The 25058-nt window shown below is 62.4% G+C and carries 18 protein-coding genes; 14 read left to right on the forward strand and 4 right to left on the reverse strand.

Going from position 1 to position 25058, the window contains the following annotated elements:
* The first annotated feature begins 153 nt into the window (after positions 1-153).
* The 10 genes from AC20117_RS21070 to AC20117_RS21110 all read left to right on the forward strand — a co-directional run bounded on the left by AC20117_RS21070 (position 154) and on the right by AC20117_RS21110 (position 12619).
* On the forward strand, positions 154-1155 hold the full coding sequence (locus tag AC20117_RS21070; RefSeq protein WP_074701807.1) for a GIY-YIG nuclease family protein: 1002 nt from the start codon (positions 154-156) through the stop codon (positions 1153-1155).
* A 391-nt stretch (positions 1156-1546) separates the two neighbouring features.
* Positions 1547-1705, forward strand: coding sequence for a hypothetical protein (locus AC20117_RS23445; RefSeq protein ID WP_158300498.1), 159 nt, complete (start codon positions 1547-1549; stop codon positions 1703-1705).
* A gap of 292 nt (positions 1706-1997) precedes the next feature.
* Positions 1998-3026: an extracellular solute-binding protein gene (locus AC20117_RS21075; RefSeq protein WP_074701806.1), complete on the forward strand. Its 1029-nt coding sequence runs from the start codon at positions 1998-2000 to the stop codon at positions 3024-3026.
* On the forward strand, positions 3023-4735 hold the full coding sequence (locus tag AC20117_RS21080; RefSeq protein ID WP_083339819.1) for an ABC transporter permease: 1713 nt from the start codon (positions 3023-3025) through the stop codon (positions 4733-4735). The genes AC20117_RS21075 and AC20117_RS21080 overlap by 4 nt, the downstream gene beginning before the upstream one ends.
* Positions 4735-5907, forward strand: coding sequence for an ABC transporter ATP-binding protein (locus tag AC20117_RS21085; RefSeq protein WP_074701805.1), 1173 nt, complete (start codon positions 4735-4737; stop codon positions 5905-5907). Before AC20117_RS21080 ends, AC20117_RS21085 begins: the two co-directional genes overlap by 1 nt.
* A gap of 48 nt (positions 5908-5955) precedes the next feature.
* Positions 5956-8520: an AMP-binding protein gene (locus tag AC20117_RS21090; protein WP_074701804.1), complete on the forward strand. Its 2565-nt coding sequence runs from the start codon at positions 5956-5958 to the stop codon at positions 8518-8520.
* A gap of 332 nt (positions 8521-8852) precedes the next feature.
* On the forward strand, positions 8853-10487 hold the full coding sequence (locus AC20117_RS23450) for a hypothetical protein (protein WP_139186815.1): 1635 nt from the start codon (positions 8853-8855) through the stop codon (positions 10485-10487).
* A gap of 269 nt (positions 10488-10756) precedes the next feature.
* Positions 10757-11521, forward strand: a complete 765-nt coding sequence (locus AC20117_RS21100) for an AfsR/SARP family transcriptional regulator (RefSeq protein WP_139186814.1) — start codon at positions 10757-10759, stop codon at positions 11519-11521.
* Positions 11522-11828: 307 nt separating this feature from the next.
* A complete protein-coding gene (locus AC20117_RS21105; RefSeq protein WP_236777395.1) occupies positions 11829-12023 on the forward strand; it encodes a hypothetical protein in 195 nt (64 codons plus the stop codon).
* A 206-nt stretch (positions 12024-12229) separates the two neighbouring features.
* On the forward strand, positions 12230-12619 hold the full coding sequence (locus tag AC20117_RS21110) for a GNAT family N-acetyltransferase (RefSeq protein WP_074701799.1): 390 nt from the start codon (positions 12230-12232) through the stop codon (positions 12617-12619).
* A gap of 165 nt (positions 12620-12784) precedes the next feature.
* On the opposite strand, the gene AC20117_RS21115 is transcribed toward AC20117_RS21110, so the two are convergent.
* Positions 12785-13108 carry a hypothetical protein gene (locus AC20117_RS21115; RefSeq protein ID WP_074701798.1) on the reverse strand — a complete coding sequence of 108 codons (324 nt, stop codon included), beginning with the start codon at positions 13106-13108 and terminating at the stop codon, positions 12785-12787.
* Between the two features lie 184 nt (positions 13109-13292).
* On the reverse strand, positions 13293-13643 hold the full coding sequence (locus AC20117_RS21120; RefSeq protein ID WP_074701796.1) for a DUF7793 family protein: 351 nt from the start codon (positions 13641-13643) through the stop codon (positions 13293-13295).
* Positions 13644-14132: 489 nt separating this feature from the next.
* Here AC20117_RS21120 and AC20117_RS23455 point away from each other — a divergent pair, with 489 nt between their 5' ends.
* Positions 14133-14282, forward strand: a complete 150-nt coding sequence (locus AC20117_RS23455; RefSeq protein ID WP_158300499.1) for a hypothetical protein — start codon at positions 14133-14135, stop codon at positions 14280-14282.
* An 8-nt stretch (positions 14283-14290) separates the two neighbouring features.
* Positions 14291-15055 (forward strand): nuclease-related domain-containing protein, encoded by a 765-nt coding sequence (locus tag AC20117_RS21125; RefSeq protein ID WP_074701795.1) that lies wholly within the window; start codon positions 14291-14293, stop codon positions 15053-15055.
* Positions 15056-15997: 942 nt separating this feature from the next.
* Here AC20117_RS21125 and AC20117_RS21130 read toward each other — a convergent pair.
* Positions 15998-19111, reverse strand: a complete 3114-nt coding sequence (locus AC20117_RS21130; protein WP_101632667.1) for a hypothetical protein — start codon at positions 19109-19111, stop codon at positions 15998-16000.
* A gap of 878 nt (positions 19112-19989) precedes the next feature.
* Positions 19990-22467, reverse strand: coding sequence for a tetratricopeptide repeat protein (locus AC20117_RS21135; protein WP_158300500.1), 2478 nt, complete (start codon positions 22465-22467; stop codon positions 19990-19992).
* A 605-nt stretch (positions 22468-23072) separates the two neighbouring features.
* Here AC20117_RS21135 and AC20117_RS21140 point away from each other — a divergent pair.
* Both AC20117_RS21140 and AC20117_RS21150 read left to right on the forward strand, forming a co-directional pair.
* Positions 23073-23828 (forward strand): helix-turn-helix domain-containing protein, encoded by a 756-nt coding sequence (locus tag AC20117_RS21140; protein ID WP_074701792.1) that lies wholly within the window; start codon positions 23073-23075, stop codon positions 23826-23828.
* A 530-nt stretch (positions 23829-24358) separates the two neighbouring features.
* Positions 24359-24766, forward strand: a complete 408-nt coding sequence (locus tag AC20117_RS21150) for a hypothetical protein (RefSeq protein ID WP_074701790.1) — start codon at positions 24359-24361, stop codon at positions 24764-24766.
* The last annotated feature ends 292 nt before the right edge of the window (positions 24767-25058 follow it).

Consider the following 25058-nt stretch of genomic DNA (forward strand, 5'->3'; position numbering starts at 1 on the left):
AGGCGTGAGTCGACTTGCTGGCCGTACCCGAGCGCTGCATGGCGTCGACGGCATTCTTATCGGGTGAGTACTAGCCTTGGTGGTTCATGGCCGAGATGCCCATCAGTCGACCGGCCCGTGCCACAAAAGGCCGCGCCAAGAAAGAGCCCACCAATGGCAGATCCGGACCGCCCATATCGCCTGGGGTGTGAGCACTTAGGTGAGCTGCTTCGCGGACCGCAGATCGGCCATAAAATGATCCGGGACTTATACGCGTTCCCGAGCCGTTCGCAGAAGCGAAAGCCTAATCGAGCGCACTTCAGCGACCAGTCGTGGGAGAACACAGCGTGGGCGTATCGGGACGAGGACCATGCCCAGCACTCGGACGCTTATCTTCTGGTGCAGCGCGACACGGCGCTGAGGAATTTTGACCTGTCCATGCGGTATTTCGAGTCCTTGGACGCGGACGAGCTCGAGACTGCGTTGGAGCATGTTCTCGCGAAGGGGCGGACGTTCAAGCCCGTCGAGTCGCTGCCCGATTGGGACGATGTTGAGGGTGCGTACGTCATGGTCTTCGACGAGTACAAGCAGTTCTACATCGGGCAGTCGCGGAATGTCCGCAAGCGGATCAAGCAGCACTGGGGCGGCCGCAAGTCTTTCGACCGGTTGATCTATGGCAGGAGCATGTACACCTCGATCTTCCCCGTGGACGAGCTGCGCGCCCTGGACAACACTAGGATTTACGCTGCCCGCAGCAGCAACCCGTACGCCCCTGAAGAGCGCGCAGAGAAGGCTGCAGACCAGCGCTTTTGCCTGAACCGGATGACAGGCGGCGAGGCTACCCCGTTGGCGCTGATGCTTAGGGACATCAACCCGCGCGGCCGTGGGCACGGAGTGGTCGCGGTGCCTTTGTCCTTTGGGGAATATCAACGGGAGCGGGAGGGCTTGGCAAACAAGATTGCCCAGACACCGCCACCGCACAGGTCCACGTTGATAGCGGAACTTGCCGGCATGGACATGACGATCTATTCCATGAAACCTGAGACCGGTGCGCCGTTCATGTGGTCAAGGCGAGACGGCATCGCCAGTGCGGTTCCCCGGGGCGAGCTGAGCGTGGAGGAGTTCACATCGTTCCTGGAATTGATGGGAGAGAAAGTTATCTGGCCTAAAAACTGACCCAGCCTCCCGAGGTCGTTGCGTTCAATGAGGAAGCGTGCTGCCGGGCTTCTCCCCTATTGTCTGCCGCAACCGTTGCCCCTACGTGAGGTCAACGACAGGAGTTCAACATGGGATTCGCCATCGTCATGCTCGTCCTCGTAGTGGCCGCCATAGTATAGCTGGTGCTGTCGACTCGTGCCGATCGCAGGCCGGCCGCGCACGTCCAACTGTGGCAACGCTCCGACTGGTCGTCCCCTGGTGCCTACACCATGGGCCCGTTAGGCGGGCATATCGATTCAAGCGGCAGCGCCGGCGGTGACTCTGGCGGGGCGGCGGCGTGTAGCATGCTCTCCGCGACCGGATGTAAATCAGTAGCTCCGGCCTGTGCGTTTACGGCATAGTGGCTCCCATGGAATCATCCTCCACCGCGATCTTCGCAATCTCCTTGGGCGGCGTGTTCGCGGCCGTCGCAGTCTCCGTGCTCGTCGTTGCCAAGCGTAAGAAGGCAGCTACCGACAAACAGCTGGGCACCGGCCGCATTCAGCGCGACGGCGCGACCGACGGCTAGCTCGTACTCGGATTCCGGCGCTACTTCCTCCGGCTTTAGACGGCGGTGGCGGAGGGCGACTAAGAGCCGTTGGCAGCTTTACCCGCCCTCTGTCGATAACAGACGACCGGACAGTGCCGATTCGGTAAGCGCGCGAGCAGACCCATGAGATCACCGCTGTACTGCGCCCCGCGTCATTTTAGTGAGCATTTAGAGTTCTGCTATGGCTCGGCGCGCTGGGCGTTGTATGGTGAGGCTCGCCTATCTTTCGGCTCGAAGCCGCCCTTTCTTTAGCCCTGAGGAGAACCTTTTGATGCGTCGTCGTTCCCTGCTTGGAACCACCGGATTTCTGGCCGTCGTGATGACCGGCGTCTCCGGCTGCGGAGTGCCCGGGGTCGGGGCGGAATCTGCCGACCTGCAGGTCTACACTGCCCGGCATTATGACCTTGAAGCGGCCTTCAGCGAGTTCACGAACCAGACCGGCATCACGGTGGAGTTCATCAGCGGGGGTGATGCGGAACTGCTGGAGCGGCTCAAGGCCGAGGGTGAGGATACGCCGGCTGATCTTTTCATGACCGTTGATGCCGGAAACCTCTGGAACGCGGCGCGGCAGGGTGAACTTGCGGCTCTGGAATCCGAGACGCTGGATCAAGCGGTCCCGGAGGACCTCCGTGACCCCGAGGGGTCCTGGTACGGCCTTGCGATGCGTGCGCGCACCGTCGCCTACAATCCCGACGCTGTCGACCCGGAGGAATTCGATGCGAAGGATACCTATGCCGGGCTGGCAGACCCGAAGTGGAAGGGCCGTCTGTGCATGCGCGACGCGACCTCGGCCTACACCCAGTCCCTCGTGGCGAGCCTGATCGATCTGCACGGCCGGGACCGGGCGCTGGAGATCGTCCGTGGCTGGGTTTCCAACGATGTGCAGATCATGAGCAACGATGTCCTGCTGCTGGAGGCCATCGACGCCGGCCAGTGCGATGCAGGCATCAGCAACCACTACTATGTGGCCCGCGAACAGGCCGAAAACCCCGACCTGAACGTCAGCCTGCACTGGGCCAGCCAGGAGGGTGCGGGCACCCACGTGAATATTTCCGGTGCCGGCGTCGTCGAGGGCTCGGACAACCCGGAGCAGGCCAGGCAACTGCTCGAGTGGATCGCGTCCGAAGGGCAGAACGCCTTTGTCGATGCGAGCTACGAGTTCCCGGTGAACCCGGATGCGGAACCGGAGCCGCGGATCGCGGAATTCGGCGAGTTCAAGCGCATGCCGTTGAACGCAGAAGCCTACGGTGACCTCAACGCGGAGGCGATCGACCTGCTCGCCGAGGCCGGCTACGAGTGAGCGAAGCCCCCGTCCTCACGGAGCCGGGGAAAGCCCCGCCGTCACGGCGGAGGCCCCGCGGTAAACACGGCTTCCGCAAGTTCGGCGCAGGGCGCCCGCTCTGGTCGTTCATGGTTTTCGTGGCGGCCGCAGCCGTCGCCGCACCCGTGGTGGCCGTGGCAGTCGACGGGCTCACCGGGCTCACCGGCGCCGATCTGCCGCGCGGCCTCGGTGGCATGCTGCTGACCACGCTGGGACTGATGCTTGGCGTCGGTACCGGAACCCTTGTGGTGGGCGGCGGGCTGGCTTGGTTGGTGACCGCCTACCGCTTCCCGTTGCGGAACGTGCTGGTGTGGCTGCTCGTGCTTCCGCTGGCCATGCCCGCGTACATCCTTGGTTTCATTTTTCTCTCCGTCTTCGATGTGGCCGGCCCGGTGCAGGCCGTGCTGCGCGCAGTCCTGGGTGCCGAGGCGGGGATTGCGCAGGTCCGCTCGCTGCCCGGCGCCGTCTTTGTGATGACCCTGACGCTCTACCCGTACGTCTATCTGCTGGCACGTAACGCCCTGCTGGAGCAGGCGCCGGGACCGTACGACGCCGCCCGCACGCTTGGCGCGGGACGGGCCCGTGCACTGTGGACGGTGCTGCTGCCGCTGGCGCGCCCGTCCCTGGCCGCCGGGCTGGCGCTGGTGATGATGGAAACCCTCACCGATTTCGCCACCGTGCAGTACTTCAACGTGAAAACTATCTCGGTAGGGGTTTACCTGGTCTGGAAAGGCAGTTTCGACTTCCAGCTGGCCAGCCAGCTCTCCGTGCTGGTCCTGCTGTTCGCCGTGGCGGTGCTGGCCGGGGAACGGCTGATGCGCGGCCGGGCACGGTTCCACCAGCGCGGCGGCCGCGGGCAGGGCCTGGAAACCGTGCGGCTCAAAGGATGGCAGGGGTGGGCCGCCACCGGTGCCTGCCTGGGCGTGCTTGGCGCCGGATTCCTGCTCCCGGCCCTTCAGCTGCTGTGGTGGGCTGTCGGGGAGCTCGCGGCCGGGCCGGTCCCGCTGCGTGCCGAACAGTTCGCCGATTACCTGGCCAACAGCGTGGTCCTGGCCGTGATGGTCGCCCTGGCATGTGCGCTGGTTGCCGTGGTGATAGGGCACAGCCTCCGGCTCGGCGGCGGCGCCCTGGTGCGCGGCGCCGCGCAGCTGACCACGTTCGGCTACGCGGTCCCCGGCGCCGTGGTCGGCATCGGCGTGCTCCTGGCCTTCACCGTCCTGGATGACCTGCTGGAGGCCGTCGGCGTGGCCGGCGGCACCGGCCTGCTGGTCACAGGTTCCGTACTGGGCATCCTGTACTCCTACACGGTGCATTTCCTGGCCCCCGCCTACCAAGCCGTGGACGCCAGCTTCGCTAAAGTTCCGCCGTCGATCACCCGCTCCGCGCTCAGCCTCGGCGCCGGGCCGGCCCGCGTCCTGGCCCGGGTACACCTGCCGCTGGTACGGCCCGGCGTCGCCGTCGCACTGGTGCTGGTGTCCATCGACGCCGTCAAAGAACTGCCCCTCGTGCTGCTGCTGCGCCCGTTCGGATTCAGCACCCTGTCCGTCTGGACCTACGAACTGGCCCGGGAAAACTTTTGGGAAAAGGCCGCATTGCCGGCCCTGGTGATAGTTTCCCTCGCGGTGGTTCCGGTGTTCTTTCTGTTCCGCCAGGTACGCCTGACCGAAAACCGCCGGAAGGAGCACTGATGAACATGGGATCCGCACTCGGCTTCCTCACCCGCAGAACCGCCGCGAACGATCAGAGCACTCCTGCCCTCGTACTTGAAGGGGCAGCCAAGCATTACGGCACAACACCTGCTATCGACTCCTTGTACCTGACCGCCGCGCCCGGGGAACTGATCACCATGATCGGGCCCTCGGGTTGCGGCAAGTCCACCGCGCTGCGGCTCATCGCCGGGCTGGAGCGCCCGGACGCGGGCTCGGTCCGGATCGCCGGCGAAGTGGTAGCCGGCCGCACCCGTTTCCAGCCGCCGGAACGGCGCCGCGTCGGCCTGGTGTTTCAGGACCACGCCCTGTTCCCGCACCTGACCGTGGCGCAGAACGTCGCATTCGGCCTCCACCGCAGTCCCCGTTCCGGCCGCAGGGCCCGGGTGTCCGAAGTCCTTGAACTCGTGCGCCTGCCCCATCTCGCCGGCCGGTACCCGCACGAACTCTCCGGCGGCGAAGCCCAGCGTGTGGCCCTCGCCCGGGCCCTGGCACCCCAACCGGCGGTCGTGCTCCTCGACGAACCCTTCTCCAGCCTGGACGAAAGCCTGCGCGCGCAGGTCCGGGCCGATACCGTCGCCGTGCTGCGCGAGACCGGCACCACCGGAATCCTCGTGACCCATGACCAGACCGAGGCGCTCTCAGTGGGCGACCGCGTGATCGTCATGCGCAACGGGCGGATGGAGCAGGTCGACACCCCGGAGCGCGTGTTCGAACAGCCGGCCACACGTTTCGTCGCCTCCTTCATGGGGGACGCGGATTTCCTGCCGGCCCATGTGCACAACGCCGTGCTGACATGCGAGATAGGGGCGGTTTCCACGCTTCCCGGGTGGGCCGGCGCCGATGTGGACGTGGATGTGGTGCTGCGGCCCCACGAAGTGGCGCTGGCGGCGGACCCGGCGTCCGCCGCCAGGGTCGTGGCGGTCGAGTACCACGGGCCCTTTGTGCTACATACCGTGCGCCTTGCCTCCGGTCGGACCGTGCGGTCCTGGCAGCCGCATACCGTGCGCCACCCCGTAGGAACGGCCGTCGCGGTGACGGTGGCCCCGGACACAGAACCCACACTGCTTGCTGGCGACACGGCCATCACGTCGCCGCCGGCAACCGGCTCCCGGGTGAAGCGAAAGGGTACATCGGCCACTGTCCCGCAATAAACCCGTAATGAACGAGGTTAGGTAAGGCTTGGCTAATATGCTTTCCCGGTGACCATACAGCTGGACCTTGCCCGCGCCCCCTTCGCTGCCGATCTGGCGCGCCACGGAGACCGCCCGGCCGTCCTCATGGCGGACCAGGTGCTGACCTACCGGGAGCTGGCCGAGCGCGTCAACGATGTCGCGCAGCGGCTGGGGCCGGTGCGGCGGCTGGCCGTGCTGGCGGCGGCCAATGACGTGGATTCGCTCGTCGCGTACCTGGCGGCGCTCTCGGGCGGCCACCCGCTCATCCTCGTGCCAGCCGACAAGCCTGCCGCCCTCGAATCGATCCTGGCCGGCTATGACCCGGACGTCGTCATGCGCCCGGGCAACGGGCAGCCGCTGCTGGAAGTGCGGCGTGAGGGGACGGCCCATGCGCTGCATCCCGAACTGGCCCTGCTGCTGAGCACGTCCGGCTCCACCGGTTCGCCCAAGCTGGTGCGCCTCTCCCGGGAAAACCTCCAGTCCAACGCCGAGTCGATCGCCGGGTATCTGGACATCCGGGCCAGCGACCGCGCGGCCACGACGCTGCCGATGTCCTACTGCTACGGCCTCTCGGTCATCAACAGCCACCTGCTGCGCGGCGCCGGGCTGGTGCTCACGGACCTGTCCGTGGTGGACCCCTGCTTCTGGGGCCTGTTCCGGCAGCAAAGCACGACAACGTTCGCGGCCGTTCCGTACACCTTCGAGCTGCTCGACCGGGTCGGGTTCTCACAGATGGACCTTCCGGGCCTACGGTACGTGACCCAGGCCGGCGGCCGGCTCGATCCGGCAACCGCGCAACGGTACCGCGGGCTGGGCCAGCGCGGCGGCTGGGACCTGTTCGTGATGTACGGGCAGACCGAGGCCACCGCCCGCATGGCGTATTTGCCGCCGCAGCTCGCGGCCGAAAACCCGGGCACCATCGGCATTCCTGTGCCGGGCGGGGCCTTCCGCATCGATCCGGTGCCGGGGCTGGAGGACGGCGAACTCGTCTACACCGGCCCGAATGTCATGCTGGGCTACGCCGAATGCCCGGGAGACCTCGCGGCAGGCCGCACCATCGACGAGCTGCGCACCGGGGACCTCGCCCGCAGACACCCGTCCGGCGTCTACGAGGTCGTGGGCCGGCGCAGCCGGTTCGTGAAGATCGTCGGCCTGCGCATCGACCTCGGCCAGGTGGAGAAGATCCTCGCCGAACTCGGGGTCCCGGCAGCCGGCGCCGGATCCGACCGGGGCCTCGTGGTCGCGGTCGAGGGCGACCACGACACCTCCCTGCTGGGCAAAATACTCGCCCAGCGGCTCGGACTCCCGCGCGGTGCGGTGGAACTGCACGCCGTCACCGGCTTCCCCCGGCTGGCCAACGGGAAGGTGGACTACCAGGGCGTGCTGGCCCTCGCCCGGCCGGAACCGGCACCTGACGCTGAACCCGCGGCGTCCCAGCACGTCCCGGCCGGGCCGGCGGACGTCCGGACGATCTTCGCCGACGCGCTGGAGTGCGACGACGTCAAGGACATGGACACGTTCGTCTCGCTCGGCGGTGACTCCCTGTCCTATGTGGCCGCCTCGATCCGGCTGGAAAAGGCGCTCGGCCAACTGCCGCCGGACTGGCATCTCCTAACCGTCGGGGACCTGGCCCGGCGCGGCCGGCCGGCGCGGCGGCGGTTCTTCGCACCGCTGGAGACCGGCGTCCTGCTCAGGGCCGCAGGGATCGTCCTGATCATCGGCACCCATGCACAGCTGCTGCACTGGCCGGGCATGGCCCATGTGCTCTTCGCCGTGGCCGGCTACAACTTCGCCCGCTTCCAGCTCGGCGGTGACCGGGTCCCGAGGCTAAGGCGCCAGCTGCGCAGCCTCGGGCGGATCATCGTGCCGAGCGTGGCGTTCATCGCCGTTGCCTACCTGCTCACCGACAGGTACGGCCCGGAGAACATCGTGCTGCTCAACTCCTTCGTGGGGCCGGAGACCTGGACCACCCGCTGGGACTTCTGGTTCATCGAGATGCTGGTCTACGTGCTGATCTCCGTGGCTGGGCTGCTCGCCATACCCTGGGCGGCCCGGGCCGAGCGCCGCTTCCCCTTCGCTTTTCCGCTGGCCCTGGCGGCGGTCGGGCTGCTGACCCGCTTCGAGATCCTCATCCTGCCGGCGCCGAATCCCGCACCTGTGCTGTGGCTCTTCGCCCTCGGCTGGGCCGTGGCGCGGACGCGGACCCTGCGTCAGCGGATCCTGGTGTCAGCCATCGCCGCGTCAACCGTGCCCGGGTTCTTCGATAACCCCTACCGCGATGCAACTATCCTGGCCGGCATTCTCCTGCTGACCTGGCTACCGGCCGTACCCGTTCCGAACGGCTGCCACCGCCTGCTCGGTGTCCTCGCCGCCTCCTCCCTGTACGCCTACCTGGCCCACTGGCTCGTCTACCCCGGTCTGGCACCCTTCAGTCCCGCGCTGGCAGTGGCGGCCTCGCTGGCCGCCGGAGTGGTTTACTGGTCGCTGTCCATGCGGGTGATGGGCGCTGTAGGCCGCTGGATGATGAAAATGCAGGCCGGCCACCGGGTTTCTCCCGATTCTGCGGCTATCCGCACTCCAGGCCACCGATAAGCCGGAACTTGGACCCTGCATCCCTGCTTGCTAACTGAGAATTCCGTCAACTTCATCGGCTTAGCGATCGTCAAGTGCCGTCGCTCCTCTAGTCCGCAGAAGCGAGTCCCTAGTTCTAAACTGCGGTGGACCGGCTTACGGGACGCGCTACGCGCACATGCATTGTGGCTCTTGAACAGCTTTCTGGTGCAGCTTTGCCTCTTGCTGGCCTTGCCTCTGTCCATGTTCGACATGATCTCCCGCTGCGGCACGCCTAGAAATTCCGGTACTGGAGCCAATGATTAGGAAGCTTGCGTTTTCGTGTCCGGCCAAAACTCGATGACAATGGGACGGTGATTCCGCTGACACCACATGAAGTTGAGCAACTCGTCGCACTCCGCACGGCGCTTGAGGATGCCTTATCTCGTGCGAAGGCCGCGAACCGGTACCGTCGAGGAACCGCAATAGTTGCACTGGATGCAGTTGTGGAACGCGTGAGTTCGCTTGTAGCGGTGACCCGAGGTGTGGCTCCTACCAAAGGCACGTTGGACGATCTGATCAGCCGTCTGGTTCAAAGTATCGGGCCTGCATGGAAGCCAACTGTTCTGCCTGACATTAGGCACCTGCGGCGCGCCCGCAACGCATCCCAGCATGAAGGTCTTGAACCGGACCGGGTCCAGGTTCCGCTTTGGGCCAGTGCCACTGAATTGTACGTTTCCACTTTAATTGACGCGCAATTTTCCATTGATATTCGACGAGTAGTCCTGTCAGATGCCATCCAAGATGCAAGTCTTCGCGACCATATACGTCAAGCAGAGCTGGAGCGGAATCTGGGCAACTACGCCTCTTGCGTCAAACACGCGGAAAGAGCGTACCGAACTGCTCTAACGAGGTGGAAACAACTAAGAGGCAATCGCGGTCATTGGCGGCGGCCGCAACCTACGACGAGCGAGACTTTCGACCGAAAGAGTCATGACTACCTGAGCAGACAACTCAACGAAGTGCAGGCAGTTCTAGACACCTTGGCCTTCTCGATCGATGCAGCCGAGGTTGAATGGTTCCTATCCACTATTGCCGAGCAGGGCGACGTGCTGAACGCCGAGGACTCCGAAAGGGCCTTGTCGTTTGCGTATGAGTGGATCATTGAATACGAACGAGCCACTCAATCGTGGACACCCAATCGGCGGCATCGAGCCGATGTTGAGGCGCGGCTGGTACGTTCCGCTGATGGCCCCGCACACATTGAGGATTGCGTAAAAGTGGATCTTCAGTCGGAGCGGGTACGTGCAGTATTTCGTATCGCTGACGTCCCTGATGAGCTCGAGTATCCGACGTGGGCTCAAACGGTCCGGGAGATTCTGCCAGCAAACAGCCATGAGAATGATTATTGGTGGAGTGTTTCGAACTCTGGAACAGTGGAAATCGAAAAGAAAGCTGAGCGGACAGTCGACTTCTCCACTGAGATTGACAAACTTTCCTCCGCCCTCCAAGAGGCACATGGCGTTCTCAAGGAGAACCTACAGGCTACTTCTGAAAAGGAGGAAGCCAAACAGCAACGGCATACCAAATTCGCAAAATCTATAGAGAACATCCGTCACGACTTTCCCGACTGGGTAATGCACCTCGAATGGTCTAACGGTAGTCCCGCCCCGGACGGAACCCAACAGATGATCTTGACCGTTTCAGACGAGGTCAAAAACCTTAGATTTGGAGAACGAACCGAGGGCAGCTTCTTCGATGACAGAAAGCAGCTCACAGACGTAATTCGCGACCATGAGCTCGTTACTCAATGCTACGGACTCGGTGAAGCAAACGAATGGGGCCTCATGCCCGTGCTCGAAGCCCCTCAATTGATGCGCATGCTCCAGGAGACCGACCTGATTGTGCGGAACCAGCTTGAGGTTATTGAACGCCGTGAAGAAGAATTAGGCGCCGCTATAGCGAGTGCCAAGGGAAGCATCGCCGCAAAGCTCATCAACCTGCAGTGACCTACCCTTGGTCGTCGACCGAACAGCATGAAATGAACGGTCCGAACCTTACCCTCTACACAGCTTTGCCTGCCGAGAAGAGGACCTAACTGGCCTGGGAGATTTATATGAAAGCCGCTTAACCATTCCACGTCGACACCAGGCGCCAAACGCAGACTACAGCACAAATTACCCTCGCCGGCTACTGCACCCAAATCTGGGGATGGCAACGGCGCAAAGGCACGCGCTACGGTTTTCGCTACGGAGAGAGTATCCGTAAATCGCAGGGATTGGGGAACGGCCGCACCTGCTCGCGCACCGAAACGCGGCTTGCCTCACAGAGGTTTTGGGGATTTGCGATGGGAATTGACCAGTCGTGGGAACTGCAGGTCATTGGCGGCTGGCAGTTGAGCCATAACCGCAAGGAGATCCGGGTCGTCCTCCGGCAGCAGCGGCTGCTGGCCCTGCTGGCTTTGCGTGGCAGCCTGTCGCGGAACGTAGTGGCCGGAATGCTGTGGCCGCAAACTACAGAAAGGCAGGCTTCGGGAAGCCTGCGCGCCACGGTATGTGCCCTCCGGCGGAAGTGGCCGGACCTGCTCGAAATCGGCGACGGAAAGCTGGCCCTGTCCAGGCAGGTCCGGCTGGATTTAGAGCACTTCCGTGAACAGATTTCACATGAGATCCACTCTCCGGGGCGGTCCTTGATGGCCATGCTGCGCCGAGCTGAACTGCTGCCGGGATGGTATGAGGACTGGGTCATCGATGAGCAGGAGCGATGGACACTGCTGCGGCTGGCGGCGCTGGAGAGGGCAGCCGTCCGTCTTCTGGCAAACGGAGATAATGACAACGCCATTGACGCGGCGCGGACGATGATTGAGCTGGATCCTGCTCACGAAATTGCCTATCAACTGTTACTGCGAGCCCAGCTCGCCGACGGCAACCGGGCAGAGGCGATGCGCACTTATCGAGATTTCCGTTCCATGCTCCACCTCGAGTTCGGCACCGAACCTTCAGAAAAGACGGCGCTCTTCCTCAGGCAGTCACTGCAGGTATAGCGGCTGTAGGCTTGTCTTCCCTGGGTGCGCCGGTGGTGCCCAACCAGAAAACACGCCGCATTTCGCGCCTTCTGGCGGCACTGTTCGTGGGAGCCCCTCTGGCCCGCTTCCGGGCCGCGGCCGATAATGATAGTTAGACAATTTACGGCGGACCGCATTCGGGTAGCGACAGGCTCCGGGTCCTGCCGTAGAAGTTCAGACCGCACCCGGGAAGCAGGCCGCCATGGCGTTGTCGGACGAAGAGCGCAGACGCCTTCAGGAACTTGAGTAGGAGCTCTTCGCTGACGGTCCGGGGCTGGCCCGCAAATTGGGCCGGGACGCTTCCGCTGAGAGTTCAGGTGCCCGCACGGTGTATGGTTTCCTGATCATCGTGGCCGGTTTCGCTGTTGTTGCGGTTGTTGCCGGGATCATCGCACAGCTGACGGTGCTTGGGGTCCTGGGTTTCCTGCTGGCGGGCACGGGCGCGTACATGGTCCTGAACCGGTACAAACCGCGCCGATGATCTGAATAGCCGGGACTGTGCCAGGGCATTTTCGCCACCGAGAGTAGCGTGATCACATCGCGCTTCCGGCAGGGCGGTGGATCGGCTAGGGTAGGCCGTAAGTCGAGCAGCCGGCTTCCAGCATCTATCGAAGTCCTCGCCATGAAACCCAGCATGATTGCAATCCCCCACCCCGAATTCGTGCCACTTCGCCTGACCGTGCCGTGATGACTCCGCTCAAGGAGGCTGGCGACGGCTGCGGACAGCTGCCCGGCACGAAGGTGAAACCGGTGGTGCGGCAGAATCAAGCAGCTGAACAATTTGAGATTTACCTGGGCGGACACCTCGCCGGATTTCTGCGCTACCGCCTTGTGAACGGTGAAATGCGGCTGATCGAAACAACCATCAGCCGTGAGCACCGAATCGACAACCTCGTCCCATGCCTCATTTCCCACGCCCTCAGGGTGGCAGGGCTCAAGGGTCTCACCGTGCTGCCGCTGAGTCCTGCTGTCTGCGGATTCATCTCCATGCACCCGCAGTACATGCATCTCGTCCCGGTCGGCAACCACCGCGACACCCTTTTGCAGTACCGGCCGAGGAGGCATCCTCAAGGGTAATGGGCGTCATTCTCTGCTGCACGCCATCTTTCCGTCCGCCGAATCCTGGGCAGGTCACAGAACTGGATACAGACAAACTGCCTTCCACTACCTGGGCATGGAAGAGCAGGCCACGCACTTCTTCGAGCTCTACCGGCAGTCACCCAGCCGCAGCGGTTGAATCCCCTAGGCTGCCTGGCTTGTAGCCGAAGTAAACGCGACTTCCATGGGTGGGACTATGACAAGTCTGCAGTCGGTCTGCATTGACTCCAGGGACGCAGGCAGGTGGCAGGACGCCGCGCTTTGGGTGAGCTGCTCCAGAGCACCGGGCGTCACGCGTGCACCGCCCAAGTCGAGGACAACCTCCAGGCCAGTGATGATGGAGCTGGCGCGTTTGGCGAGATTGAAGAGGGCCGTAACATTTCTGGCGCTTACCAAACCGACGACTTCGATGCGTGCCGAAACACATTCCAGGTCCACCCGTACGAGTACTTCCAGCTTGTCTTTCATTCCATACCCCTCCCCTCGCTGGCCGCGACACTGCGGCCGTTGACAAGCGTATGAAGGACAGGCGGTCGGCACAACAACTCTGCCCATAGTGATCCTGCCAATTCAGTAGCAGATTTCCCGGCCCCGGTATGCATCCCTTCGACAAGCATCAGGATCGTGCCTGGTCACGGCTATACCGGCATGGTCAAGGTCCTGTAAGCCATTCCATGGCGTCGGCGCGCGAGGTAAAGAACCGTGTGGGACATGGCGGGGTGTGCACTCCCAGGAAGAAATTGACGATCACGCGGTCGACCGGGGATGACCCCAGCAGGGCGATACGGGAAACTGCGCTGGGGCGTGTAAACAGCGTCCTCGCCGCGCGGCTGACCGAGGCCGTGGCCTCCATGTCAACCAGCATCGGATGTCGTTGGTCTTCGCAGATGCTGTCGACTGCGATCATTGCGGCCTTGGCGTCCTCTTCCTCGATGCGAGACCCCGGCTCCCACTGCAGGTGCAAGAGCCCGTCGCCTCGCAGCACGAGCGATGCTTTGCTCATGGCTCTCCTGGACACAGCTGCTCCCTTTCACTGTCCCTGGCTGTATTCCCCTCTAAACACGGTAGGACAACCACATTGGAAGGAGCCTGCGCATCAGCTGGTGCCTCTGCAACGGTATCTTCTCCGGCTCTGATGCGAGCCGGAGGTGGCGCGGGAGCGGCCCACCTGTGGTGGGGCACACCAACGGTATCCCCAGATATATCGGCGGCCCTAAGCTGCGATGAAACCAGCGAGCACGCAAACTGCACCGATAAGGAAGAAAGACAGGTATCGCTTCCGCTCCGGCGAAAAAGGCTCGTTCCTGCCCCTCGGATGACGGACTGCGTACGTGGCCGCAACCCTGACGAGCACCCATCCGACAAGCATGACGAGAAGCACTGCTCCACCCTAGGCTACGCCTGCCAGTCATCGTGGAATCCTTCCACGCCCGGCGCTCTTTCGGGACTCCACGACCGGTGCCGTGCGCATTCGCGCCTGCATAGGACGGGCATGGCTGAGAACTGGAATAAACGCTTCGGTGGCGACCCCGACGAGAAAAGCAAGAACATCCAGGACTGGATGTACGGCGCCGGCGGCAAGGTGCTCGGGGCGATCCTCGTCGTCCTGGGACTGTACTTCGTCCTGCGGATCTTCCTCTAGGCGCGGGCATGGCGAACGGAACCTTCGGCACCGCCGCGGCCGGACTCGACAACGCTCACTGGGCGAAGAACCAGGACGTCGCAAACATCGGCGCAATCGGTGAACGGCGTACCGCAGAGCTCCTCGATTCGTTCGCGGACCGGGCCGCCGTCCTGCACGACCTGCGCATCCCGATCAAGGGCATCAGCGCCAACATCGACCACGTCGTCGTCAGCGGCAAACGGGTCCTGATCCTCGACACCAAGATGTGGCTACCGGGCCTCTACTGGACGTTCGGCGGCGCCAACCGGCGCGGTCTGGTCCGGGTGGTCCACACCGAGAAAAAGACCATGGAAATGGCCCGGACCAGCCTGGTCCGTTTCCTGGACCGCACGCGGTCCGAAGTGGTCCGCCCGAAGGTTGTTGTGTGGTCCAGCCGGACCACCCAGCCGGTCCGGACCATCCTCTTCCAGGTGCCCGGGGCAGATGTCCTCAAGGGCGAAAAACTCGCGCGGACACTGGGATCTCTCATCGGCAGGCAGCCGGCGGACCAACAGATTGTGGACCGCCTCTCTGAGCTGCTGGTCCGGTCCAGGCGGACCACTATGGACCACCCGCTGACCACTTCCTGGACCACCCCGCGGACCGGTCCGGACCAGCGGGTGGACCGGTCCGGTGGACCACTTCTGGACCACCCCGCGGACCACCCGATGTATTCCCGGTCGGGAATGGACGAGAAGGTCCGGGCCAGGCTGGAACGCATGCGCAACGACGACGATCCGTTCGCCGCCTGACCCTCCCCCGACGCACCCTTTCCAAGGAAGGACCACCGCCATGGCCGCACGTGCCCAGGCACCGCAGAAACCGGTCACCCTCAGGAACCGGGTTAGAGAATGAGGACGGTCAGGACTATCGCTCGCAATGTCGGTTATAGGAGATGACGTCTGCTACCATCGCCGCACACATGATGGAGACAGAGCCTCCGGGCAAGCTACTGCTCTGGCCGTTCGACATCAGGTCGCATAGAGCAAATGAACCCGAAGATGCTCAGAATCCGAGATAACAACAGCAGAAACCTCTGGAGGGACAATGTCCGCATCGAATACACTATTGACTCCGAAAGACATGGCGGAGCGCCTCGGAATCCCCGAGCGATCGGTTAGGCAAAAAGTTTATGGGGCAGTTTGGCCCCACCGACGCTTGGATCTGAGGACCATTCGCTTCACAGAAGATGACTTTAGGACGATCCTGACCATGTCATACGAGCAGCCGCACGACCGAGCTGCGGCGCTTCCGGAGGTACAGAGAGCACCAAGTGAAAAGGCAGTCATATGAGCGGCCGTCACATCTAGCACTCCTTCCTCAACGTAAGCATGCGAGCGAGCGATGTAGATTGGCCTGGCGCATTCGACGATTCGGTCTTGTCGAAACGAGGTGCATATGTCCACCCCCTTACCGCTGGCGGCCAACAATGCTGGCTCCTTTAAGGGAGGCGTGCCGTTTCAGGTCCTTGAAATGCGCCACTCTGTTGTCCACAGAATATACAAGACCAACGCACCTATCCCGGTCATGAGGTTCATGCCCCTTCGCCGATGGCTACTCGACAGCGGCCCATTCCGCGCGCAGAAACGACTCTGCGCCACACTAGCGCAGCTGAACTTTCAGGCAATACTGCGGGCAGCGACTCATGAAACCGCTCGTGACAACGCCCGATCCCCTCAGGAGAGGGTCCAGCCCTATTCCTGGATGACACCGTCAACAACAGTATCTACAGGTACGGGAAGCCCCTTCGGCCTGCCCTTTCCGGTGCCATGGGCATAGGTGTTGATGAAGCTGCCGCGGCTCTTCGGACGGGGAAGGCTTGGAGGGGTGAGCCCTTCCTCCCACACTCCTGGCCACGCAGCCTGCTGGGTGTGGCCGTATGGGATTAGCTCAGGGCTGTGCAGCTGCGCAACCTTGAACGCTTCCTTCGTGAAGAGAATAATTCGTAGACCCTTGTAACTTACGACGGATCCGATGGTTGGTCCTTTAGGTCTCAGAAACCCTTTCTCATCGGCGACAGCCCAACCGAGCTTGAAGTTAATGCTGTTCGAGTAGCCGTCCGCCTCACCCAAAGGCGGACTGGCGGGGTCCTCAGCGCTGAGAACGTGGGCATGTCCAGCCCCGAGAACAGACGAAAGGGCTTGAACAAGTGCTTTCCCCGGGGCTGCCGTCTGGTTGTCCACGTAGGCCTCGGAGACACGGGCAATGATCTCCGCACCCAGGCCCTCGCCGTTCATGAACAGGGACAGGTATTTCTTTTCCAGGCCCAGGTTTAGGGCCATGTCCTTGAGGACTGCGAATGTAAGGGATACGTCAGCGGCGAGGATGGAGGAGCGCTCCAGGTTCGCTGAGGTGATGCCGCGTTCCTTCATGATGTCGCGGGTGGCTTCCTTGATCATGGACCGGTTGTCTTCGAGCCATTTGATCAGTCCCGGCCAGCCGCCCTTGCGTACGGCCCGGTCGCGCAGATACGTGATTACGTGCACCGTGAAACGCGCCTGCAGGCCCTCGTTCCGAGCGGCGTCGTTGATGGCGTCTGTAGGTTCTCTGGAAGGATTGAGCATTCCCTTGCCGATGTAGGTGGGGATCAATCGTTCCTTCACCGAAGCGGTAGTCAGTTCGTTCTCGGCGGTGATCACGAGCTGGCTGATCGGCTTGTTGGATTTCATCGAGGTCATGTCGAAGTTCATGCGGCCCTTGGAGGCGTTGTTGAAGATGGCGCGGGTCAGGTCCTCGAGCTTCGCGGTCTCGGACTCGGCCTGCCGTTTCGACGTGGACGGGGCCAGGTCGTCAACGACCCAGATCGGGGTCAGCGAGACGACCTTTTCCAGGAACGCGAATGTGTCCTTGGCCGAGCCGGGCAGCTGGTCCTGCCAGTCGGAGCGGTTGCGCGCCCAGAAGTACATCATGGCCTGCGCGGTCCAGGACTTGCCGCCGCCCTTGGGCCCGTAGATGTAGCAGGTGGCGCGCGGGCGCAGCGGCACGGCCGGGCGGAGGCCGGCGGCCAGCACCAGGGCGGCGGTGGCCGGCTCGGTCCAGGCTTCGGAGAAGATGTAGGTGTCCACGACCTTGCGGAAGTCGCGGGCGACCTCTTCGCGGTAGGACTCGTCTGTCCAGTCCGCGTAGGTGTTGTCGCCGACGCCGAAGTGCGGGGCGCGGTCGAGGACGTTCTCGTCCACGCCGGGGGTCGCGTTCTGGCCCAGGTCGTTGTCGCCGACGACGGTGTCGCCGATCAGGAACACCGGGTTGCCGCCTTCGACCGGCACCCAGCCCATCTGCATCCAGCGGGTGGTATGCCCGACTTCTGATCGGCGGTGGGCTTTGATCGCCGAGAGCCATTTGTCTCCATTAGCACCCTTTGGGGGCCATGCTCGATGTGTCAGAAGCGACCGAGGAATATGCCCTCCGTGGCGATCCCAGTCCGCGGGAGCGTAATTGAGGATCTTTTCCGGTCCGGACACGATCCCGGTTCGGTTTCGGCCATCTTCCCACCAGGTTATCTCGACGTTCACACGAGATTCGACTACATCCGAGTTCGCCACCTCCTCGGAAAAGGATCCCGTCCTCAGCTCCTGGTCGGTGGGCTGCCGCACCGATTCGAACGCCAGGATACGCCCGCCCAGGTCGACGCGCTCCTCCCAGCGGACACCGGTCTGCTCGCCGTTGGGGCCGGCGTTGACCGGGATGCATTCTTCGGTGCGGAACCCGTCTTTGGTGACCCGCCAGTTGCCGGGCTTCTCAGCCTCGTCGGTGGCCGGGGCCGGCGGGAAGGTCACGGACAGGTAGGACACCAGGCGCTTCCAGGAGCCGACCTTGGCCAGGAAGTCGTCGACGCCCATCTTGGCGATGGAGCCGCCGTCGCCGGAGGTAACGGTCGGGTTGAGCACCCTGACCGTCTTCATCTTGGCTTTTTCTTCCAGGTACTTGTAGAGGCCGACGGCCGCCCGGTGCACGAAGAGGTTTTCGGTCAGGTCCGCGTCGAAGGCGATCCAGCCCTCGCGGTCCTTGAGCACGATTTCGCGCCAGTCGATCGGGTTTTGCTTGTCGTTGTAGATCCCGGCGATGGAGACGATCAGGACGCGGTCCGGCAGCGCGATGTTCTCGTACAAGGCCGCCAGTTTCTGCCGGGGATCGCCTTCGCCGTCCCAGCGCAGGTCGTCCCAGGAGGCGCCGTGCGTGCGCAGGTAGGCTGAGAGGGCGGCGTCGCCCTTGAGCATGCCTTCGGCGAACATGACGACCGGGGTGCCGTCGATCCAGTCGGTCGGGGTGCCCGGGTGCAGGTCCAGCGGCGTGCCGATGCCGCCGGCGAACTCGTACTTGATCGGCTTGCCGCGTTCATTGTCTTCCGGGTGCGAGGGGCGCACCTGGTAGGTGAACGGTTCCGGGGTGACCTGGTTGCGGGCCGCGTTCTGGATGTCGGCGACGGAGTACCAGGGCATCTGCATGCCGTCCTGGCCTTCGGCGGTCAGGGACCGGCGCATGCGCTTGCCTTGCCCGGACTGCGGCTTGAAATTCATGAGCTTGAGCTCGGCGGCGACGTTGGAGGCATCCAGCAGCTTGTAGCCGCGGGCGGCGGCAACCAGCGGGGCGACGCCGGAGTCGGCGAGCTTATCGGCGCCGGAACCGGTGATGGCGTGAGCGTAGTCTTCGGCAGTCCAGGCGGGCAGGTCCGGTAGCATGCCGTCGGCCAGGGCGGCCAGGGCGGCCAGGGTTTCCTCGCTGGCACGCTCGGGGGCCCCAGAGCAACCGGTGACGCCACGATTCTGGGCCACGGAGGGGGATTGGCGTTCTGTGTCGTTGATGTTCATGTCCGCACCTATGCGGGCTGAAGCGCCCATAGCGGCGCATTCTCGTCGTAGGACGTCTTAAGACGTGAGTACCGCCCTTTACGAGTCTCCCTCGAACCGACAAGATGTCGTGCCGTGCGCTACGTCGCCGGTGTTTGAGCTTCCCCCAGTCCAGCCGAAGCTTCCTCCAAAGCGTTCGAGTCACTCGATCTTGGGCTGAGCCCCATCCCACAGCAGGCCATCCTCGTCTCGACCTAGCTAACGACATTGATGAGCGAGGTCTTCCCTGTTGTTCCCCAGCACCTCCCCAGCTGATGCTCGGGAACGTCGATTACCTTTCGCCCCTTATATAGGCGTTCCTACCTCTTGAAATACCCCTTCCCTTGCATCCCTAGCAGAAACTACTACTACATCAGCTCAACAGGTCTTGCGATGCCATGGGTTCGCCAGGGCTTTTCCTTAGTTCATTAGTAGGCATCGAAGGCATATGCTTTGCTCGGGAAGCTCGGGAAAGGACGAATATGCTCCGCCTTCTTGAGAGTCTCGGGGGAACTTATGTGCATTGCTTCCCTAGCACCTGCTCGGGAAGCACGCGGGATCACTGGATGCGTGCACGGGAAACGCCGCACGAATCCAGTGCGTTATTCTGCCAGTGCCTATGGGAAGAGCACGTTCAAAACAGGCTGAGGGGCGGCGAAGGTCAGCAGCGCGATCAGGGCTGGACACCAGCGGGAGACCATTCCCGCTGGGCGTACTGCGGCTGGGGTTGCTGCATACACGGCGCCTGCTGCTGGTACCGGCCGGGAGCATACTGCCCCCTGCGGATAGCCCGCCAGCGACTGCTGAGCCTGCGCATACTGGGTCTGGGGATTGGACTGGCCAGCCGGCTCTGAGGGCTCTCAGTACTCGAGAAGTGCGACGGACGTCGCTCGAAGACCTTTTGTGGGGTGGACGACAGGCGTGAATCCGCATACAGCGCCTAGTCGCATCTTGGACCAGTCGTCGACTCTCGGGCAGTCCCGCACGTGGCAGAAGTAGTCACCGCTGTCGGCCTTTAGGAACAGGTACCCATTCTCGGCTTTGATGCTCTGCACTCGCCCGATAAGCCTGGAACTAGAGCCCGGCATCTGTTCACAGAGGCCGTCCAGTACTTCGACGAATTGAGCCGACTTGGACTTAGCGTAGCCCTCGCTGTTTTCCTGAATCCGTTTGACAGTTTCCATCAAGAACAAGATTGAATCGATTGCACTTGCTATAAGGTCACCGTCGCGAACTTCCTCGAGAAACTCAACAGCAAGTTCTACGGCCTCCACTGCTCCGTCGACATCGTCGATTTCAGCGTGGTGGAGGGCGCTCGAATTTCTGGCCCGGACTAACAGGATAAGTGCCGAAACTCGGTCCTGGTGTGGGCACTGCTTGTCGCGAAAAATATGGCCGGCTGCCTCAGCTGCCTCACCAAAATTTGAATTGGCAAAGTGCGCCCATGCAATGCCGCTTAGGATTTCAAGAGAAACGGTGTCCAGTTTAGCCGCCGCCTGAAGCGCTCTCAATCCAGCCTGTGCATCCCCCGCCACCGTCAAGAGAAAGGTCCCGTAGTGAAAACGCGCCGAGCCTGACTCCGGGGCAAGCTCGATAGCTCTTTCATATGCTGCTTGCGCGGCGTGGTCATTTCGATCCAGAGCCCGAATGTATCCTTCTATTCGCCAAGCCTCAGAATATGTGGGAGATAGCTTCTGAGCCTCGAAGCAGAGTTCGAGTGCGCGTTCGTGCTCATCTGAAATGGAGAGCGCTTCTCGGAGAAGTCTGGCAACGTGAAAATCTCCCGGTCCGCGGACGGATACTGTGGCAGGGTCATAAGGGGTCGCCCGGCTTTGAGCGACTAAACCCGTTCCCATCTGAGATAAACCGTCTTTGCGATTCAGAAGCCACTTTCGTTCCTCTGAATCAACAGGGTGGTGCTTATCCAAATACTGCTTACCAAAGTCCGTCAGTTGGTAGACGGTATCTACTGTCTGGCTGGTATTTAGATTTGACATAGACACAAAGTTCGTTGTCAGGAGTTCCAGCAGGGCAGACTGAATCGCATCTGCTGAATAGTCGTTGAGGTAGGCGAGCTCTGCTTGATTCCGTGGCCCCAAGAGGACTTGCATGCTGCGCACCACCGCGCGGGCGCTCTCTCCTAAGTATTCATAGACATTCGACATGCAGAACTCTAGGAGCAAAGCATTGTTCGTGAGCAGATCCTCGGGTCGCCGACCGGTCTGAACTCCTGAGACGAACCATCGAATGTATGCTGGGTGCCCACTCATGGCGGTCACCCACGATTCGACAGTCTTTTGCGGGAGTTCCTTCAGTTGTTGAATTCCGCGGATTCGGGCGAGCGCTCGAAGCAGTCGTGCAGCATCGTCCGTACCGAGAGGAGCAAGGTTCACAGGATACTCGGTGCTACCGACGCCGATTCGGCTCGTAATCATGACCTTGCTGCCGATCGGAAGCTCCAGCAAGAATCGCCTCAGTCTGTCATCCAGAACGGTTTCCAGGTTGTCTAGAACCAGCAAAACCTTAAAATTCTCGAGATAGGACAAGATCTCGGCCTCAGGGTCGGCCGCAGTCTGCCCCGCCAGGTAGGATGCCGCTTGATCGAATAGCCCTAGGGAATCCTCTATAGCTCCTTGTATCCGTTGTATTTCCTGGGTCGACAGAATCGTCGATTTGGCGGTCACCCAGACAACGGCATCGAACGCGACTTGTGGATCATCCAATAGGTCATATGCGGCCTTCAACGCGATGGATGTCTTTCCGATACCTCCATCGCCGAGGATGGAGATCACCGGGTACGGGCCTTTAATCGCTTTCTTGATCTGCCGGAGCTGCTCCTGCCGACCGAAGAAACCAGTCTCGTCGAAATCCGGCACGGGCAGATTGTGTTGCGGACCCCTGTCATTGTCCTTCGGAAGGCGAACTGTCAACCCTAAGACATAGGAGGGATTCGCCTCCAATCGTGCCATTGTGTCCGCGGTTGACGACCAGCCTGCGGCCTTGTTGACCAGCAAGCGAGCGGTATCGATGAGGCTTGCAGAATCATCGATTTCCATGGGACGCGTATGCGCCACCCGGTTCCTTATAGCCACGACCCGCTCAATGCGGGTATTGAGGGCCTTAAACGTCTCAAGCTGGTCGACTGCAAACTTGGATTTTAAAGTCATTATCAGTTCGAAGGCTTCCGCGAAGTCCAGATACGGAAGAATCCCTGGGAGCGTCACTGCCGAACCTTGGCCATCGCGCTTTCGCCGCTCCTGCGCCTTGTTGCGCTTCTCATCTGGCAACTCAATCGGAAAGCCAGTCCCGTCCACGACTTCTGCGATCATGTCTCGCATGTCCTGTTCCATCGCGGAAAGCAGCGCATAACACGTGAGTCGAGTTGCGCTAAAGCTCATTTATTCTTCCCCCAAAAAACCGAAGCTCTAGGATCCTATCGTGTTGATTTGACCCGTCTGGCGGACTGATACTACCCGTCCCTACAGGAATCTGGGCAAATTTCGGACGGAATAGTAAACGTGTCCGTCATCGGGCAGCGGCCGGTACGCGGTTCGGCTGTTACTTCGCCCTGGAACTGAGGATTGTCCGGTTGTCGTCCTGCTTTCCGCTCACCCCCGATGAGATTTAATTGGCGGGGTATTTGCGGGGCTTCTTCGGAGTGGCACTTCCCTGGCCACAGGAGTACAGCATCGCCAAGACGAGAGTTCTTCGTACGCCTTAGCAAACAACCGCAGACGAGGTCACCGAACAGGATGCTTCCACCGCTACCATCGCCAGAACAAAGGCTTCCCCGGCATGCTGCGGTGTGGGACGAACTGGACGATTCCTCCGCCCTCAGAATCATCTACCGCACCGCCTACGCCCGCCCCTGGAGACACCAGAGACACCGCTCCGAACGGTCCGCAAGATTGACACTAATGTTGCGGGTTGACAACATTAGTGCATGATTCCTGATGGTTTGACGGCCAGCGAGACGGCCGAAAAGCTTGGCGTCTCACGGCAGGCAGTGCTCAGGCTCGCCGGCTCGGGACGCCTGACGGTAAGTGGCCGCGCCGGCCGCGCCGTCATCATCGACCCGGGGTCCGTCGAGCGGCTCGCCCAAGCCGGCACCCGCCGCGGCCGGCCGTGGACACCCCGGATGGCATGGGCAGCCCTTGCACTGCTTTCCGGCGGGAAGCCTGACTGGATCAGCTCCTCGGAGCGGTCCCGGCTCAAGGCACGCCTTCGCCGGATCGATCCCGTCGAGCTGAACCTGCTCGCCCGCGGCAAGGACTTCGTGACCGCTTACCGGGCGACACCCGCCGTGATCCCCGAGGTCACCGACACCCTGCTGCCGACCGGCGGCAGCGCCATGGCCGACCCGGAGCTGGCCGACCGCTTCGGGCTCACGGCCGGCGGCGGCACAGCCGAGGGCTACCTCATGGCCGACGACGTCGCGGATCTGACCGATGCCTTCGGACTGGTCCCGGATCCGGGCGGCAACGTCATCCTGCACGAGCTCACCATCGATGAGCCATTCGCCGCCGGAGAGGTTCCCCTGGCCGCAGTGGCCGTTGACTTGATGAACTCCCTGGGGACCCGCGAACGATCAGGCGGGGCACGGCTGCTGCAGGAGCTGCTCGATGGCGGCCGACCGGCCGCTCTGGGACGTGCCCGCCCCGCCCGGCGGCCGGGGGCCGCCCTGGCCGCAGTGCGTTGAGCTGGCACGCGCCCTGCCCCACGAGCAATGGACACTCGTCGGCGGCCTCATGGTGCAGCTTCACGCGGTCGCTGCCGGCCTGACGGTAACCCGGCCGACGGCTGACGTCGACATGGTGCTGCACATGGAGACCGGTGCCGCAACCATTTCCGGTGTCGTCGGGGCCCAACGTACTGCGGTTCAGACAAGACCGGCAAAATGATGCCGATCCCGTCGATACAGACCGCACACTTGAGTTTGGGGACGCTGTTTCGGCAAGATATTACCGATTCCGCGTTGCAGGAGGCATAAATGGGATCTGGATCAGGCGGACCGGCAACATCCTGCCGAAGTAAGGAGTAACCGTGAGTCGAAGGCTTTGGCAGACAGTGGTTGCGCGGAAGCTGTTCAGACGGGAAGGTGCGGAAATTTAGCACCAGACCAGATTGCCGTGGATGTCACCCGCTACCGGTGGTTTCTCCATGAACGCATCATATGGTTGCAGCGTCGCCGAGGTTGCTCTCCGGGAGACGGGGGCGTTAGATGAAGATATGGATCTGGAAGAGTGGGCAGAGGAACTGGCCTATTCACTGGGAAATGGAAGTGGCTCCCCGGGTCTGCTCACCCTTGCATCTTGCGTGCATGCCCCGGGTCAGGCCAGTGTGATCGCCACGGCCCGCGCAACAGTCACTGCCGCTGGCTGGCCGCTGTACGAATGCACCGCCTCCGAGTTGAGTGGCCGGAGCTTCCGGCTGCAGGAATCCGGCTACCTGATCCTGCACGGCGTCGACAACCCAACGCCCGTCGAAGTGCCGGTCCTGATCGGGGCCTTTCAGCATCTAGTGTCTCGTGGTCTGCCTGTCGGGTTGCTCGTGGCCGGCACGCCGGCAGGGATCCGCGGGCTACGTGCCCATCCCGCGATGGGGTTCCTCTCGCGTGCCGAGGCCGTCGAAGCATAGCCGTGGCGCTACTGTCCGCGGTTCATTTCCCCCTGCTCATTTCGTGAACTTTCGATTGAGGACGTTGGCAGAGGCCTCCTTTTCCAGGGCGGCTGCCCTTGTCGATGAACACCCCGATCACGGGTGCCTTCGCCAAACGGCGCGGATGAATTTGTCAGCCTGATCGGAACCGACTAGGACGGCTCGTGTTTGGCGGTCACCACCTGATGGTTGATCGGCTTGTTCGATTGCTGGTTGGATATGCCGCGTTCACGCACACCCGGAGGCATCGTTGTAGACGCCGCGGATCAAG

The organism is Arthrobacter crystallopoietes (assembly GCF_002849715.1).
GTDB classification, from domain to species: domain Bacteria; phylum Actinomycetota; class Actinomycetes; order Actinomycetales; family Micrococcaceae; genus Crystallibacter; species Crystallibacter crystallopoietes.

Coding starts and splice junctions, on each gene's coding strand:
- AC20117_RS21070 (WP_074701807.1), top strand. CDS start 154: ATGGCAGATCCGGACCGCCCATATCGCCTGGGGTGTGAGCACTTAGGT.
- AC20117_RS23445 (WP_158300498.1), top strand. CDS start 1,547: ATGGAATCATCCTCCACCGCGATCTTCGCAATCTCCTTGGGCGGCGTG.
- AC20117_RS21075 (WP_074701806.1), top strand. CDS start 1,998: ATGCGTCGTCGTTCCCTGCTTGGAACCACCGGATTTCTGGCCGTCGTG.
- AC20117_RS21085 (WP_074701805.1), top strand. CDS start 4,735: ATGAACATGGGATCCGCACTCGGCTTCCTCACCCGCAGAACCGCCGCG.
- AC20117_RS21110 (WP_074701799.1), top strand. CDS start 12,230: ATGACTCCGCTCAAGGAGGCTGGCGACGGCTGCGGACAGCTGCCCGGC.
- AC20117_RS21115 (WP_074701798.1), bottom strand. CDS start 13,108: ATGAAAGACAAGCTGGAAGTACTCGTACGGGTGGACCTGGAATGTGTT.
- AC20117_RS21120 (WP_074701796.1), bottom strand. CDS start 13,643: ATGAGCAAAGCATCGCTCGTGCTGCGAGGCGACGGGCTCTTGCACCTG.
- AC20117_RS23455 (WP_158300499.1), top strand. CDS start 14,133: ATGGCTGAGAACTGGAATAAACGCTTCGGTGGCGACCCCGACGAGAAA.
- AC20117_RS21125 (WP_074701795.1), top strand. CDS start 14,291: ATGGCGAACGGAACCTTCGGCACCGCCGCGGCCGGACTCGACAACGCT.
- AC20117_RS21130 (WP_101632667.1), bottom strand. CDS start 19,111: ATGAACATCAACGACACAGAACGCCAATCCCCCTCCGTGGCCCAGAAT.
- AC20117_RS21135 (WP_158300500.1), bottom strand. CDS start 22,467: ATGCGAGACATGATCGCAGAAGTCGTGGACGGGACTGGCTTTCCGATT.
- AC20117_RS21140 (WP_074701792.1), top strand. CDS start 23,073: ATGATTCCTGATGGTTTGACGGCCAGCGAGACGGCCGAAAAGCTTGGC.
- AC20117_RS21150 (WP_074701790.1), top strand. CDS start 24,359: ATGGATCTGGAAGAGTGGGCAGAGGAACTGGCCTATTCACTGGGAAAT.